This is a genomic window from Planktothrix tepida PCC 9214, from assembly GCF_900009145.1.
Lineage (GTDB): Bacteria > Cyanobacteriota > Cyanobacteriia > Cyanobacteriales > Microcoleaceae > Planktothrix > Planktothrix tepida.
Genome location: NZ_LN889782.1, coordinates 1,188,830 through 1,203,180, shown reverse-complemented (window position 1 = coordinate 1,203,180; position 14,351 = coordinate 1,188,830). Strand labels below are relative to the sequence as shown.

14 protein-coding genes are annotated in these 14,351 nt (G+C 39.1%); 2 read left to right on the top strand and 12 right to left on the bottom strand.

Annotated features, from left to right (window positions below):
* Window positions 1-104: 104 nt before the first annotated feature.
* The 5 genes from PL9214_RS33035 to pedR form a co-directional block, all read right to left on the bottom strand.
* Window positions 105-2,762: an SUMF1/EgtB/PvdO family nonheme iron enzyme gene (locus PL9214_RS33035; RefSeq protein WP_072718291.1), complete on the bottom strand. Its 2,658-nt coding sequence runs from the start codon at window positions 2,760-2,762 to the stop codon at window positions 105-107.
* A 141-nt stretch (window positions 2,763-2,903) separates the two neighbouring features.
* Window positions 2,904-3,368: an ABA4-like family protein gene (locus tag PL9214_RS08260; RefSeq protein ID WP_072718290.1), complete on the bottom strand. Its 465-nt coding sequence runs from the start codon at window positions 3,366-3,368 to the stop codon at window positions 2,904-2,906.
* Between the two features lie 363 nt (window positions 3,369-3,731).
* Window positions 3,732-5,015: a histidine--tRNA ligase gene (gene hisS / locus PL9214_RS08255; RefSeq protein ID WP_072718289.1), complete on the bottom strand. Its 1,284-nt coding sequence runs from the start codon at window positions 5,013-5,015 to the stop codon at window positions 3,732-3,734.
* An 18-nt stretch (window positions 5,016-5,033) separates the two neighbouring features.
* Window positions 5,034-5,345, bottom strand: coding sequence for a hypothetical protein (locus PL9214_RS08250; protein WP_072718288.1), 312 nt, complete (start codon window positions 5,343-5,345; stop codon window positions 5,034-5,036).
* A gap of 22 nt (window positions 5,346-5,367) precedes the next feature.
* A complete protein-coding gene (gene pedR / locus PL9214_RS08245; RefSeq protein ID WP_072718287.1) occupies window positions 5,368-5,670 on the bottom strand; it encodes a photosynthetic electron transport-dependent transcriptional regulator PedR in 303 nt (100 codons plus the stop codon).
* A 440-nt stretch (window positions 5,671-6,110) separates the two neighbouring features.
* On the opposite strand from pedR, the gene PL9214_RS08240 reads away from it, so the two are divergent.
* A complete protein-coding gene (locus PL9214_RS08240) occupies window positions 6,111-6,341 on the top strand; it encodes a photosystem II protein, Psb35-related (protein ID WP_072718286.1) in 231 nt (76 codons plus the stop codon).
* An 847-nt stretch (window positions 6,342-7,188) separates the two neighbouring features.
* Here PL9214_RS08240 and PL9214_RS31150 read toward each other — a convergent pair.
* The 3 genes from PL9214_RS31150 to PL9214_RS08225 all read right to left on the bottom strand — a co-directional run bounded on the left by PL9214_RS31150 (window position 7,189) and on the right by PL9214_RS08225 (window position 11,349).
* The gene (locus tag PL9214_RS31150; protein ID WP_072718285.1) at window positions 7,189-7,470 is read right to left on the bottom strand and encodes a hypothetical protein; all 282 of its coding nucleotides are present in this window, start codon (window positions 7,468-7,470) and stop codon (window positions 7,189-7,191) included.
* A 35-nt stretch (window positions 7,471-7,505) separates the two neighbouring features.
* Window positions 7,506-9,776, bottom strand: a complete 2,271-nt coding sequence (locus PL9214_RS08230; protein WP_072718284.1) for a heavy metal translocating P-type ATPase — start codon at window positions 9,774-9,776, stop codon at window positions 7,506-7,508.
* A 133-nt stretch (window positions 9,777-9,909) separates the two neighbouring features.
* Window positions 9,910-11,349, bottom strand: coding sequence for a sensor histidine kinase (locus PL9214_RS08225; protein WP_072718283.1), 1,440 nt, complete (start codon window positions 11,347-11,349; stop codon window positions 9,910-9,912).
* 64 nt (window positions 11,350-11,413) lie between these two features.
* Between PL9214_RS08225 and PL9214_RS08220 the strand changes: the two genes are divergently transcribed.
* A complete protein-coding gene (locus PL9214_RS08220; RefSeq protein ID WP_072718282.1) occupies window positions 11,414-11,989 on the top strand; it encodes a Uma2 family endonuclease in 576 nt (191 codons plus the stop codon).
* Window positions 11,990-12,012: 23 nt separating this feature from the next.
* On the opposite strand, the gene PL9214_RS08215 is transcribed toward PL9214_RS08220, so the two are convergent.
* The 4 genes from PL9214_RS08215 to PL9214_RS08200 form a co-directional block, all read right to left on the bottom strand.
* Window positions 12,013-12,384: a hypothetical protein gene (locus PL9214_RS08215; protein WP_072718281.1), complete on the bottom strand. Its 372-nt coding sequence runs from the start codon at window positions 12,382-12,384 to the stop codon at window positions 12,013-12,015.
* Window positions 12,385-12,391: 7 nt separating this feature from the next.
* Window positions 12,392-12,640, bottom strand: a complete 249-nt coding sequence (locus PL9214_RS08210; RefSeq protein WP_083579916.1) for an ApaLI family restriction endonuclease — start codon at window positions 12,638-12,640, stop codon at window positions 12,392-12,394.
* A gap of 62 nt (window positions 12,641-12,702) precedes the next feature.
* Window positions 12,703-13,425, bottom strand: coding sequence for a biliverdin-producing heme oxygenase (locus PL9214_RS08205; RefSeq protein WP_072718715.1), 723 nt, complete (start codon window positions 13,423-13,425; stop codon window positions 12,703-12,705).
* A 168-nt stretch (window positions 13,426-13,593) separates the two neighbouring features.
* Complete coding sequence (locus PL9214_RS08200) at window positions 13,594-14,322, bottom strand: GUN4 domain-containing protein (protein WP_072718280.1); 729 nt, start codon at window positions 14,320-14,322, stop codon at window positions 13,594-13,596.
* Window positions 14,323-14,351 lie beyond the last annotated feature (29 nt).

Sequence of the window (14,351 nt, the reverse complement as noted above, 5' to 3'; positions counted from 1 at the left end):
ACCCGGTTTCTCGATACAACTATGGCGGCTCAGAAACCAGGTTTCTTCAGCTATCTTTCTGTTATGCAGTAAAACGGCAGAAACCCGGTTTCTCGGTCAAAGGGTTACAGAATCCACGCAGGAGGAAGGGAAACAACGCGAAACCCGAAGTTACTGAGCCCAGCATTTGACTTGATCCCGCAGCGATTGGCACTGCGACACTCCCTGGGATGGGTGTACCATGAACCTCCGCGTAACACCCGGTTTTGAGTATTTCCACACAACTGCCAAACACTGCCATCCCTCGGCGCACCGTTATAATTACTACGCCAAGGGTCAGCGCACCATTCCCAAACATTACCGTGCATATCGTACAATCCAAAGGCATTCGGGGGAAAACTACCAACATCGGTGGTTTGTTGACGATAGGTTCCTGTGGGGGCGGAAGCATAACTGTCATTTGCGTCGTAATTGGCTAAATCGACTGTAATTGTTTCGCCAAAATGGAAAGGTGTTGTTGTTCCCGCCCGACAAGCATATTCCCATTCTGCCTCAGACGGTAAACGATAGGTTTTGCCTGTTTTTTGGGAAAGTCGCTGACAAAATTCTTGCGCTTGGTACCAGGTTACACATTCAACAGGTCGATTTGCGCCTTTAAAACTAGAAGGATTATTCCCCATAATGGCTTGCCATTGAGCTTGAGTAATGGGATATTTTGCCATAGAAAAGGCAGCAATATTAACGGGATGTATGGGTTTTTCAGTGTCATCTTCTGGTGAACCCATCATAAAAGTTCCCCCAGGAATGGATACCATTTCTAAGCTGATATTATTGCCTAAATCTTCTTTGAAAAATTCAGCCCGACAGTGTTCTAGTTTGGTTTCCTTTCCTAGTACGTTAACCGTAATCACATCAAATTTAAATTCTCTTTCTTGAAGGTGTTTTTCTTCTTCTTCCTGACGTTTTATTTCCGTTTCCATCTGTTCCTGACGGCATTTTTCATCCCAAACCCCTTGAACAACATCTCGATTATGGGCAACTCCGGGTAAATTAGGATTGAGGGCGAGACAGGAATTATAATCTGTGATCGCTTTTTCATATTCTCCTAATTTATAATAAGCATTACCGCGATTATTGTAAGCTTCAGCATAATTCGGATTCAATTGCAAGCTTTGGTTATAATCTTCTATCGCCGATTGATATTGCCCTAATTTACTATACGCTAATCCGCGATTATAATTGGCATCGGGGGAATTAGTTTCTAGTAACAACACTTGGGTAAAATCATCAATTGCGGTAGAATATTCTCCCTTTTGACAATGGTTTTGTCCCCGTTTATAACAGGTTTGAACAATATTAACCCGGTGGGTTTCTCCCAATATTGCTAACAAGTTATTCACATTTTCAATATAATCTAAATCCTGAGCGGTTACAACAGAATTAACAGCATCCCATAACTCAGATTCTTCAGAAACCCGGTTTCTTTGAGAAACCGAGTTTCTTAACTTCAACCAATATTCAACAGAATTCAACAATTGTGTTTTCGCCCAAGATTGATTCGGAAAATTGACTAAACCTTGGGCTAATTTTAATATTAATTCAGGAACCCAGTGGGAACGTTCAACGGCTAAGGCTTGATAAATTTGTTCATAACCGGAAATCACAACCCCCACCACTTCATCTGTAACCTCTCCTTCAGGAATATTTTGAGTTAAATCTGGGAGGAGTTGTGGCAATAAGGGTGTTAAATCATGTAAAAATAGATGATGGGTATCAGCTATCCAACCTGCAACTAAACAATGACAAGTAATTAAAAACTGATACAAATCTTCAAAATGTTTGCGATTAATTTTATAGTGAATTTCTAACTCATTATCCTCAATTCCCGCTTCTCGCAAACTTTGTTCTTCTTCCCAAATCTTGAGATTAATTTCATTATCCCCGCCCCGTTTTTCAATCTCAGCTTGGGTTTTTCCTAATGCAATCAGTTTATCTTTTGTATTCTTCCAAGTCAAGGCGCGAGTTTTAGCAGAATTATACAAAATCTCCCGATAGGATAAACGAGCAATAATGGTTTGATAGGAATATTTAGGTTGTCCTATTGTCCAATAGGCGATTCTAAAATTGAGATAACCTCCATCAAATTCCGACTCTAATATTAAGGTCGGTTCTGATTTTAACATCCCAAATAAAGCTTTAATACTCGCTTCACTATGAAAGCGTTTACTTTCCCAAGCTCCTGCTAAAAATTCTATCGGTCTTCCCTGTTGAGAATAGTAGTCAAAAAAATCACGCAATTGTTGATTTAAGGTTAATTCAATATCGGGGAAATTTTGAGGTTTTTCGACAAACCGTTCAAATTTAACTTTAGGTGGCGCGATAAAAACTCGCAAAGGAATTAAACTATTATGACTGTAGGATTCTAAAATTTGTGCAGGAGGTAAAGTTAAGGGCCAATTCGCAAAAATTTTCTGAACTTCTGCTTGGTTATGGGCAACTTTTATCGCTGTTTCCCGTTGATATTCAGCGATGGCTAATTGAGTTTCTCGGTTATATTGAGCTAATTCAGTTTCCAGGCTTTTTTCCTGTTCAAAACGCCAGCGTTGAAACTCAATATTGCTTTTGTGAATGGCTAAGTTAACACTTTGGATATATTCTTGGAGTTCCTTTTGTCGTTGATGATTCAGTTCCGCTTGTTGGGCTTGAAAGTCTCGATTTTCTTGATTTTGAATATATTGTAATTTTAGCTCTGCTAACTTAATTTGTTGTCGTTTTTCCTCCATTTTAACTTGATTATCTACTATTATTCTTGTACTTAGTTCTTGGGTATCTGCTATGTATTTATTAGGAACTCAGAAACCGGGTTTCTTTAACAAGATTTCTGTTATACAGAAAAGTATTACAGAAACCCGGTTTCTCGGTATCTAAGAATTTGATACTGGATTAATATCAGACTGGGGTTGAGAAAAAAACAACTTACTCATCCAACGAGTTAGAATATGAGATAATAATCCAAGCGGCCCCGCAAATAAACAAAACGCTAAGGAATGACTTGTCCAAATTCCCGTTTTTTGTCCATCCCAATAAATCCAACGTCCGACAAATAAATCCATCACTAAAAAGTGAATCCATCCCGTTGCTGCGGCATTTTCATCAGCGAAGAAATGGGCAATATCTGATAATTTTGGATTGGATAATGCTGCTGCATTCTCAGGGTTAATACTGCTAATAAACAGATATAAATAAACTCCCGCTAACAACACAAAGGGAAGATAGGACTCCATGACTTTTCGGGTCACTCCCCAGTTCGGTAAAATAATCATTAACGCCCAAAAGGGAAGCACAAACAGGTTCGCAACATTGAAAATTTGGTCAACAGCAATTGTCATGGTAAGAATGATGAGGATAAATGCTTTAAACTCTATCATTTTAAAATATTTTTTAAATTCGAGCCACTTTTTAGGAAATTTATGTTATGCTATCGGCAAGTTAATTTAGACCCTTTATTACTATGAATACTCACGATCTTTTTATGTTATTGATTCTGTTGTTCCCCGGTTTAGCGTTATCAATTATTATTATGGCAACCTTTGCCGCGGGAGGTTAAAATCCTGCTAGAAGTGGAAGTGGAAGTGGAACAGGCATCTTGCCTGTTAAACACCTCTTAAACACACACTATCACTTCTAATTATTAGAATTAATGAGGCAGAGCCTCTTGATAGCATTCCAATGCAGAGCATTGGAACGAGAGATTAAGGGGTTTTTAGGGTTTTAATGTGTTCCCGAAATTGGTCAATTTTATCGAATAAATCTGATTGATTAATTGTGATTTCTTCCCCTGTTTTTAACCATTTTAACTTAATTGTTTGCTGTTCTGCTTCTGCATCTCCTAATACTAAACAAGCCACAGCACCACTGCGATCTGCCCGTTTAAATTGTTTACCAAAGGCACTTCCACTTAAATCTAACTCCACACTAAAGCCATTTTGACGTAATTTTTGAGTTAAAATTAACGCTTGAGATTCAGCTAAAGTTCCCCTAGAAACCATATAAAAATCTAAGCTAGAACTCGAAAGAGAATTCAACTGTTGTAACAGAATGACTAACCGTTCTAACCCAATTGCCCAACCCACCGCCGGAGTTTCTGGCCCCCCTAATTCTTGCACTAAACCATCATAACGACCGCCGCCACAAACCGTTGCTTGAGCACCTAAATCATCGGAAATAATCTCAAACGCCGTATGGGTATAATAATCTAAACCGCGCACTAATCGAGGGTTCAAACTGTAAGGAATTTCTAACGCCGTTAATAACTGTTGCACCCGTTCAAAATGAGCGCGAGAATCGTCTCCTAAATACTCTAAAATACTCGGAGCATCTTGAACAATTTCCTGCGTCCGTTGATCTTTACTATCTAAAATTCTTAAGGGATTTCGAGATAAACGATCTTGAGAATCTGGATCTAATTCATCTTTATATTGAGTTAAATAATCCACTAAAGCTTGACGATAAACTTGACGATCCGTTGAATTTCCGACAGAATTTAAGTTGAGGTTTAAATTTTTTAATCCTAACTTTTGTAATATATTAGTCGCGATCGCAATCACTTCAACATCAGCCCTCGCATCCCGACTTCCTAACACTTCAACCCCAATTTGATGAAACTGTCGTTGACGTCCGGCTTGGGGTCGTTCATAGCGAAACATCGGCCCGGTATACCATAACCGTTGCACTCCTCCGGTCGCGTGGAGTTTGTTTTCAATAAAGCTGCGAACCACGCCCGCCGTTCCCTCTGGACGCAAAGTAATTGAACGTTCACCCCGGTCAACAAACGTATACATTTCTTTGCCGACCACATCCGTCGCTTCCCCAATACCCCGTTCAAATAAAGCCGTTTGTTCAAAAATTGGGGTGCGAATTTCTTGATAATTTGCCTTCAATAAAATATCTCTGGCAACAGACTCCAGCCATTGCCAGTATCCAATTTCATCAGGCAGGATATCTCGTGTTCCTCGTAATGCTTTAATCAGTTCCATTAGTTTCTTAATTAATCGTTACTCCTGTGGCGGATCGATTATCTCCCAGGTTCCATAACGATCGTTATAATACGCCAAAATTTGATCAATCTGTTGACGAGTTGCCGAATCATGAGTGTCATCATATTCGATCCATAAACTGCCAACCTGACTTTGAGTGTAATCAAATTCTGGCAGTATTTCATCAGGACTAATGCTTGTCGGAATTAACCCCGTGTTCACTCCTTCGACCTGACGCAAATGTGCAGCCACTTCTCGATACACCGTTAAAGGAAGTGTCCGACAGCGAACTTGATAGCGAAGCCGTTGTTTCTGTTTAACTGTTTGCATTCAACATTAACCTATTGTTTCGCTATTCTACTGAAGAAGAAATGATAGCTTCCGTTTCATCGTCAGTGGGAATTAGCGGTAGAGGACAGCAGTTAATATGATCCAGACAAACCTTTCCCCATTGCAACGCCCAACGGACTAAAGCCACTCGGTTATCCGTTGCAGTTTTTGTGAGAATGTTACTGATATGATTATCAACTGTACGTTTACTAATTTCTAGTTTCTCCGCAATTTCTTGATTTGTTAATCCACTCGCAACTAACTCCACAACTTGCAGTTCTCGTTCTGAGAGTGAAACAGGAGTGCGAGAATCGCTTTGCGTCATATTAGCTTCCAATCTCTGCATAATTACCTATTTATTATTCTAAAGGGAACTTGTCAAAAAATATCCTTTATTCGATCAGGCTTAGAAATTTCTAATCAACTCTGCCTGTACAAGACATCACTGGTGTATATCAAATCTAGCAGAAATGCTTATCACTATTTTCTTAATTCTTCCTTAATTTCTGGTTTTAGTTGGCGGTTGATGGTTGACAGTTTGTTGCTAGGAAGCCAGGATACTCCCCCTTCTCCCCTTCTCCCCTTCTCCCCTTCTCCCCTTCTCCCCTTCTCCCCTTCTCCCCTTCTCCCCTTCTCCTCCCCACCCCCCTAACCAGGTACGGTAAACACACCAAAAAAAATCTGTCAAGTTATTGCAATATTTTTTAACTGTCTGTTACAATCGTTTACATAGAAAGCAAGCTAAAGCAGGTTAGGAGAAAAGTTATGTTTACCGTTTTAATTTCTTTATTCATTGTGGGTTGGGTTGCGGCTGTTGTAATTGGGACTCAAGCTTACTTCCGGGGTGAACAAACCAAACCCATTCACGAACGGAACTGGAATTCCAACTCCTTTGAGCAAATCGCTCAGTCCGTTACAGGTCAAGAAACCGACTACAGCGTCCGCATTCCTGCCTATAGTTTAGATGCTTACGCCAGCAATAATTTAGGCAATTAATTCTCTAAAAATTTACTCTCAAATCACAAAAAATAAGTAACGTTTTTACCCCTGCAATTCGTGGAAGATGGCAGGGGTATTTTTTTATTCTAATTTATTCTAATAAAATTTTTCAGAGTCAAAGTTTTTGCAGGGGATAAAAACCCTCATATTTAGCTCCAACGATGGGGCTTTTTTTTGCTTTTTAATCGCAACTTTTTGTAACTAGATTTTGTTGCAGAAATTTAAGTTTTAAAAGTTTTTCTTTGGAGTTTTCCAGAGGTTAAAGAGTTAGAGCTTTTAGCAACTACAGAAGGCTCTGATTTTTTAATTTCTGTTTGCGGCGGGAGGTGGAGTCGAAGCCTCCTTCGATTCCGCATTAATAGAAGACTTCGACTAATTTGTGTTGGCTACTTATTTCTAGGTAGCTACGTTACACAATTTTGTAACCTTTCGGCTACGGGTTAAGGTGCTTTCACTACTAGAGCGTCAAGCTAGGGACGTTATTTCTATGCGGTAGAGGCATCCCCCCAGTTTATATTATCATAAATCTAGTTTTTTGTCAACAGTTATTGATTGTTTCCCTTCAATTACTGCATTAATAGAAGACTTAAACTAAGTTGTGTTGGCTGTTTCCAATAATTCCCCTAGCGAGTAGGGAAGCCTCCCATTTTAAACCCATACAGCATCGGATGTCTAGGCGGCATTTGCAAGACTCAGAAAAATCATCGGCTGAAATCATATTTTATCGTAGGGGTTAGGAGACCCAACCCTCTTGGTGTCTGGGTTGGGTCTCCCAACCCCTACAGGTTTTAATCACAAATCATTTAGACTAGCCAGATCAGGAATTCTAACGTTTTAACGGGTTTCAAGATTTCTCCTTAATCTCTAATTCTTGAATATTCTGATTGATTGTTGCTTTTTTGGCTTTGGGTTTACTCAATAAAAACCACCACAATTCTAACCCAATTAAGGCTAACCCCCCCGCAGTAACTACCATTTTTGTTGATAAGGACTGTTCAATTGTCCGAAATTGATTGTTAGAGGGTTCGGAATGGGATTCCATTGCTCGAAGGGGAGCAGAATTAGCTATTAAAATTGATAGCAAAATCCCGCTAAATTGTAATCTTGTTTTGTGTTTTTTATTCATAATTATTTATGATTAAAATCATATTGTTACCGAGTTTAATTCAGTTTAAACTGACGTAAACGTAAAGCATTGGTAACAACAGAAATTGAACTCATTGCCATCGCTCCTCCTGCAATAATGGGATTTAATAACCAACCTGTTAAGGGATAAAGAATTCCGGCTGCAATTGGAATTCCGGCAGAGTTATAAATAAAGGCAAAAAACAGGTTTTGGCGAATATTATTCAAGGTAGCTTTACTTAATTTAATGGCGGTGACTAAACCCATTAAATCCCCTGAAATTAAGGTAATATCACTAGCTGCGATCGCCACATCTGTTCCTGTCCCAATGGCAATTCCTACATCCGCTTGAGCTAAAGCCGGAGCATCATTAATTCCATCCCCCACCATGGCTACAATTGAAGGCTGTTTTTTCCGTCCTTTGCGTTCAGTTTGCAGGGATTTAATCATATTCGCTTTTTGGTCAGGACGAACTTCTGCAAACACCCGTTGAATTCCCACTTCAGCAGCGATCACTTCGGCGGTTTTTTGATTATCTCCGGTTAACATCACCACCTCTAAACCCATTTTTTGTAAGGCTTGAATAGCCGTTTTTGAGGTTAGTTTCACCGCATCGGAAATCGCAACTAATCCTTCTATTTCTCCATCAATGGCTATCCAAGCGGTGGTTTTTCCTTGAGACTCCCAACTTGTTTGATACTGTTGTAAAGGTTCAGTTTCAATTTCTAATTCTTCCATCCAGCGAGACGTTCCAATTTGTACAAATCGATCTGAAATATACCCTTGGACTCCCATTCCTGCTAAAGCTTGGAAATTGCGAATTTCAGGTAAGGGAAAAGTCACCCCTTGTGTTTTAGCATATTGAACAATCGCCTCTGCTAACGGATGTTCAGATTGTTGTTCAATCGCTGCGACTAATCGTAATAATTTTAATTCATGATCATTGTTGATTCCACCTACGGTTACATACTGGGTAACAGTGGGTTTTCCGGCGGTAATGGTTCCGGTTTTATCTAATACAATGGTTTGGATTTTATGGGCTAATTCTAAACTATTAGCACCTTTAATTAAAATACCATGTTCAGCCCCTAAACCAGTTCCTACCATTACAGAAGTGGGTGTTGCTAATCCCAATGCACAGGGACAAGCAATAATTAAAACGCCGACGGTTGTTGTAATGGCGAGAGTCAGATTTCCAGTCAAATTAAACCAGAGAATAAAAGTAGCGATCGCAATGGCAATTACAACTGGAACAAACCAACTCGTTACTTGATCTGCTAATTTTTGAATCGGTGCTTTTGACCCTTGCGCTTGTTGAACTAACTGCACAATTTGGGCTAATACGGTATCTTTTCCCACCCGTGAAGCTCGAAATTTAAAGCTTCCGGTTTTATTAATCGTAGCCCCAATCACTTCATCCTCTGGATGTTTTTCAACGGGAATACTTTCTCCCGTTACCATCGATTCATCAACCGTAGAATTCCCTTCAATTAATTCACCATCAACGGGAATTTTTTCACCGGGACGGACTCGAATAATATCACCAACATTCACCGCTTCAATGGGAATATCAATTTCTTCTCCAGACCGAATCACACGAGCAGTTTTTGCTTGTAATCCCATTAATTTTTTAATTGCATCGGATGTTTTTCCTCTGGCGCGATGTTCAAGTAATTGACCGAGTAAAATTAAGGTAATAATCACAGCAGCCGATTCATAATAAACATCTGCCGATAAGCCTTGATTTAAAAATAATTGCGGGAAGAAAGTGACAAAAATAGAATACAAATAAGCAGCCCCTGTTCCCACTGCTATTAAAGTATTCATATCAGCTTGATGACGTTTTAAGCCTTTCCAAGCTCCTAAGAAAAAGGCTTGACCTGACCAAAATAAAATCGGTGTTGTCAGGATTAATTGTAACCCAGGATTGTGCATCCAGGTGGGAATCCAAGGTAAATTTAAACCCGTCATCATCGGTAATCCTCCGATAACTAAAAACACACTGATAATGGCACTAATTGCGACTTTTCGGGTTAATTTTTGTTCAATTTCTCGGTTTTCTTTTTCACGATCTTGGAGATGGGAGGTTGTATCTTCTATCGGTTTGGCACTATATCCCGCATCGATAACCGCCTGTTGAATTTGCTCAATATTAGTTTGTTTGGGATCAAATTCAACGGTTGCTTGTTCAGCACCAAAATTAACGTGACAAACAGCAACCCCATCCACATTTTGAATGGCGGTTTCTATGGTATTGGCGCAGGCGGCGCATCCCATTCCCTTTAATTGGAAATAGCTTGTTTTCATGATTTAAACTCCATTATGAGTTCAGGGAGTGTGTTGACTTTGCTGACACACCCTACACTGTTGTTGATGTTATTCTAAAGTCTCCTCTTTACTGGAGTGTCAAGGGGGGATAGAAAATTAAATTTGTAATCGCTTATAACCCACTTGGATGTAGAGGTAAAGTAACTGTAACGGTTGTTCCTTGATTAATTTGGCTTTCTAAAGAAATTTGACCGTGATGATTTTCTACTATTGCTTGGGCGATCGCTAAACCTAAACCCGACCCTCCACTATTACGATGAGTCCGAGAGGGATCAACGCGATAAAACCGATCAAAAAGATGGGGTAAGGCTTCAGGAGGAATTCCAATTCCTGTATCTTTAATTATAACTTGTAAGGCTTCAAATTTCAAGAGAGAATGATTTTTTTCCCAAGATTCTGTTACTTTTCCTAATGTAGGTTGTCGTTTAATTTTAGGAATCTGTTTTAATTCTATTTTAATTTCACCACCAGCCGGAGTATACTGGACAGCATTACTGACTAAATTCGTAAATAATCGCACCAATTGATCCCAATCTCCTTGTAAAGTAAAGGGTTCAGTTTCGGTGATAGGATGACTATTGGAATTGGCAATAATATCCTCAGAATCTTCAATAAAATTTAAGGAAAGATGGATTTTTTGTTGTGTTACGATCACTTTTTGTTCCTCTATAACCTCCATTAATAGCCCATCCAAAGGAAGGGAAACAAATTGGGGTTTAACAATACCGCTATCCTGTCTAGCTAAAAATAATAAATCATCTACTAACCGACCTAAACGGCGAGTAATTCGTTCAATAACTTGCAATTGTTGTTGTTCAGAACTGGATAAATTGGGTTCGGCTAAAGCAGCCTGCACATTGGTTTGAATCATCGCAATTGGATTTCTTAATTCGTGGGACGCATCGGCGGTAAATTGTTTTAATCGTTGATAAGAATCTCGTACAGGTTCTATTGCTAAACCGGATAAAAACCAGCCAATTGCAGCCACACCAATCACCATTGAAATTGTTCCGATTGTTAAATCCAATATTAACTGACGAATGGGTTTTGTAACTTCAAACCAAGGATGACTAACTCGTAAATAGCCTAATACTTGCCGTCCAATTTCTACCCGGTCTGTGACTTGTCTTAAAATCATTTCTGAAGGGTTCAATTGTTCTGAAATATGAACGGTTTCCCCACTTCGATTAGGATGCAAGGGAATATCTAAAGCTTGAGAAAAGGTAGACCATAATAATTCCCCCGTTGGACTAAACCACTCAAGATCAATATGATCATCTTCAACGGTATTAGAATTATTTCTAAAACTCGCTTCAACATTAACTTGAAATTGACCTGCTAAAACCGCAGGAGACATTGCTGGAGGGGTAGAAACGGGTTCAATAACAAGGGAACGTTCAACCACTTCTACAACGTGATTTAAAGTATCATCAATGCGTTCAATTAAGGTATTTCGCACATAGAAATAAAACCCACTCGCAAATAATAATAATAAAATAGCGGTAACTGCGGTATACCAAATTGCTAACCGTCGCCGGGTTGCTTGAAACATAAGTGATAAATTTTTGCTAATCTATGAATAGGTTAAAATTCTATTTTAGGGTAAGGAAAGGATCATGATCTTACAAGTTGAAGTCAAACAAATCTATACCCTTGAAGACTATCTCGATTTTGAGGTGAATTCCTCAGAACGCCATGAATATATTAACGGTGAAATTAGACCCATGACCGGTGGAACTCCCAATCATAATCAAATTGCTCTTAATTTGAGTGGAACACTAAATTTTTCCCTCAAGCGTCAACCCTATCGCGTATTTGTTACCGATCAACGGCTTTGGATTCCCGAAAAACCCCTCTATACCTATCCTGATATTATGGTTATTCAGGGTGAAATTCAACTCCAAGAAGGCAGAAAAGACACGATTACAAATCCGTTAATCATTGCAGAAGTATTATCAGCATCAACCCGAAACTACGACAAAGACGAAAAATTTGCAGCCTATCGTACTCTTCCTACTTTTCAAGAATATCTCCTCATAGATCAATATACAATTCATATTGAACATTATTATAAAACCGATCATAAACACTGGATATTTGTGGAGTATAATAATAGCAATGAAAACCTAGTGCTTAACTCGATTCCGTTTGAAATAGTTATAGCTGATATTTATGATAAAGTTGAGTTTTAAACCCAAGAATTAATTTAATTCATCTAAGATAGTACCTTGTGAACCGTATAAGCAGGAGCTTCTCTAATCATGACATGATTGGGAATATCTGTTACTTCAAGCTCAAAAAGATCATCAGAGGTTTTAACTAAAATCGATTTCAAAGCTCCTTTAGCTTGAGATGCTTTATGCAATAAATTCAGTGCTTTGTGTAAGCTTTCTCCCTGACGCTGTACCCGAATTGGGACAGGTTTACCTCGATAATTCTGTTTTAAAATAGCATCTATTCCTTGATTTCTTTGGACAGGAATAATATCTAAACTTGAAATAATATTTAATACTTCTTCATCAAGATTCAGGTAAGCGTTTCGACCTTTTTTCAGTAACAAAGACCCAGACTTAATCGGGGTTTTCAATCTATCTTTAGAAAATAGCCCTTAAATCTATACCCGTTCTTTCATTAACATAATTCCAGGCACTCTCTCCATAGTGATATTCACCGCCAATTCCCTTATAAAGGGTTTCTAAAGTTTGCTGAACTCTTATAGCCTGTTGTCTATTGGGGTAATAAAACATAATACGAATAGGTCTGTAACCTGCGGTTGATATGGTTTTGATTCTAGTATGTTCTTTTGTAATTAAATTAAAATCACTGCAAAATCCTGAACCCAAGGTGACTGCTTTACAGCCATCTTACGTTCAGGATTAAGTTGAATCTTCCGTGTTTTAACTGATTATTCGGCGGCGGTTGCTAACTCTTCCGTTGACCCTTGGGTACGACGGCGAGTTAACGTATTAAATAACATTTGACCAATTGCTTTAATTAAATTACCTTCTAATTCATTGAACATTTTCATGTTCATTCCGAAGGCATCATTGGCTTCATCAACAATGCGAGTTGCCATGTCTTGGTCAATATCAACGCTATCCATTTGTTGACGATAATTCACTTTAAAAGCTTTTTCATCAGGAATATCGTTGAACTCGTAAAATTGGGTTCCTTTCCCCTCTGGGAGGTTCATGGCATTTTGAGCAATTCCTTTGAGAATTTGCCCCCCTGACAAGTCACCCAAATAGCGAGTATAGAGATGAGCAATTAACAATTCGGGTTGAGAGTTAGATACTTCCCGAATTCGAGCAACATAGGCTTGTGCTGCTTCGGAAGGTTGTACTTCTTCCTTCCAATTTTCTCCATAATAAAAGTATAAATCCTGCTCTAAACTTTGTTTGCGGTTGAGTTCAGGAAAATACAATTTGGACAAAACAGGATGGTTGCGGTGGCGTTCCATCTCCTCTTCCATTGCAGAGTAGACGAAATAGAGATTTCCCGCTAATTTCCGGTAAGACGTCTTTTCTACCGTACCCTTTAAAAAGCACTTGATAAAACCGACGTTTTCCGCCATTGTGTGAGACTTTTTCGTGCCTTCTCGCAGTTGGGTTGCTAAGTTAACGCTCATACTAAAAAATTTAATCCCAAAGCTAAATTCAACAGTAGGGGTCTTGCTAATGACAGCACCGTGAAAAAACCGCCTAATTTTTAAGATTAAACTGATTTGATGATAAATGGTGTTAAGAATTGTCACATTTGCGGGTCGGGATTCGTTATATTCTGAATGCAACAGGCCTTAAGACTTTAACCAAGCTGGGTGAGAGAGTAACGCTTCAATGACTCGCACTCCTCGCAATTGATTAGATAGAGGAAGATGACCTTTTGGTGCTGTTAAATCCCAAGTAAATCCTTGGGGGTAGCGCGTCCAATTTCGACCCGTGCGCCACCCAATTTTCGGCCAGAGTTTATCCCAATTTTTATTAACACCAAGCCAAAGTTCTCTTTGGATAGAATAGCCAAATTTGCCTTCAGAATGAATCCGCCAAAGAGCATCAAGGGTGTGTAAATCCGTTGTTGGAAAGCGTTCAATCTCAGAAAAATAAAGCCATTTTCTTTGTAAGGCAGAAGCACCAGCTAATTCACAAAGGTTTTGTAAACTTAATTTATCAGCCTCTAAAAAATTTTGTTCGGCGAGTAATTTTTGCAAGGGAATATAATCTATTCCGGCTTCGGATTTTAACGGGACAATTCCCGTAGGAAAATGGGTTTGCAAAAAGGTACTGACTTTTTCTGAATTGGGATGAGCCGTATATAAAATTTGATAAACTTTACCCTCAACTACACTAGGGGGATGAGACTGCTGTTTTAATAAAAATTCCATTAAAACATCCCAAACCGTCTCCCCACCTTGGGTTAATGTTTGTAGTAGTTGGAATTGGGCTTTTTCCGACCCTGCAAAAAGCTGAGAGCGTAATTCATCCGCACTCATGAGGTCAAGTTGTGGGGAAGTGGTCAAGTCAGTCATAAGGGGCGTGGCGTTTCAGGTTTTGATTG

Coding starts and splice junctions, on each gene's coding strand:
- PL9214_RS33035 (WP_072718291.1), bottom strand. CDS start 2,762: ATGGAGGAAAAACGACAACAAATTAAGTTAGCAGAGCTAAAATTACAA.
- PL9214_RS08260 (WP_072718290.1), bottom strand. CDS start 3,368: ATGACAATTGCTGTTGACCAAATTTTCAATGTTGCGAACCTGTTTGTG.
- hisS (WP_072718289.1), bottom strand. CDS start 5,015: ATGGAACTGATTAAAGCATTACGAGGAACACGAGATATCCTGCCTGAT.
- PL9214_RS08250 (WP_072718288.1), bottom strand. CDS start 5,345: ATGCAAACAGTTAAACAGAAACAACGGCTTCGCTATCAAGTTCGCTGT.
- pedR (WP_072718287.1), bottom strand. CDS start 5,670: ATGACGCAAAGCGATTCTCGCACTCCTGTTTCACTCTCAGAACGAGAA.
- PL9214_RS08240 (WP_072718286.1), top strand. CDS start 6,111: ATGTTTACCGTTTTAATTTCTTTATTCATTGTGGGTTGGGTTGCGGCT.
- PL9214_RS31150 (WP_072718285.1), bottom strand. CDS start 7,470: ATGAATAAAAAACACAAAACAAGATTACAATTTAGCGGGATTTTGCTA.
- PL9214_RS08230 (WP_072718284.1), bottom strand. CDS start 9,776: ATGAAAACAAGCTATTTCCAATTAAAGGGAATGGGATGCGCCGCCTGC.
- PL9214_RS08225 (WP_072718283.1), bottom strand. CDS start 11,349: ATGTTTCAAGCAACCCGGCGACGGTTAGCAATTTGGTATACCGCAGTT.
- PL9214_RS08220 (WP_072718282.1), top strand. CDS start 11,414: ATGATCTTACAAGTTGAAGTCAAACAAATCTATACCCTTGAAGACTAT.
- PL9214_RS08205 (WP_072718715.1), bottom strand. CDS start 13,425: ATGAGCGTTAACTTAGCAACCCAACTGCGAGAAGGCACGAAAAAGTCT.
- PL9214_RS08200 (WP_072718280.1), bottom strand. CDS start 14,322: ATGACTGACTTGACCACTTCCCCACAACTTGACCTCATGAGTGCGGAT.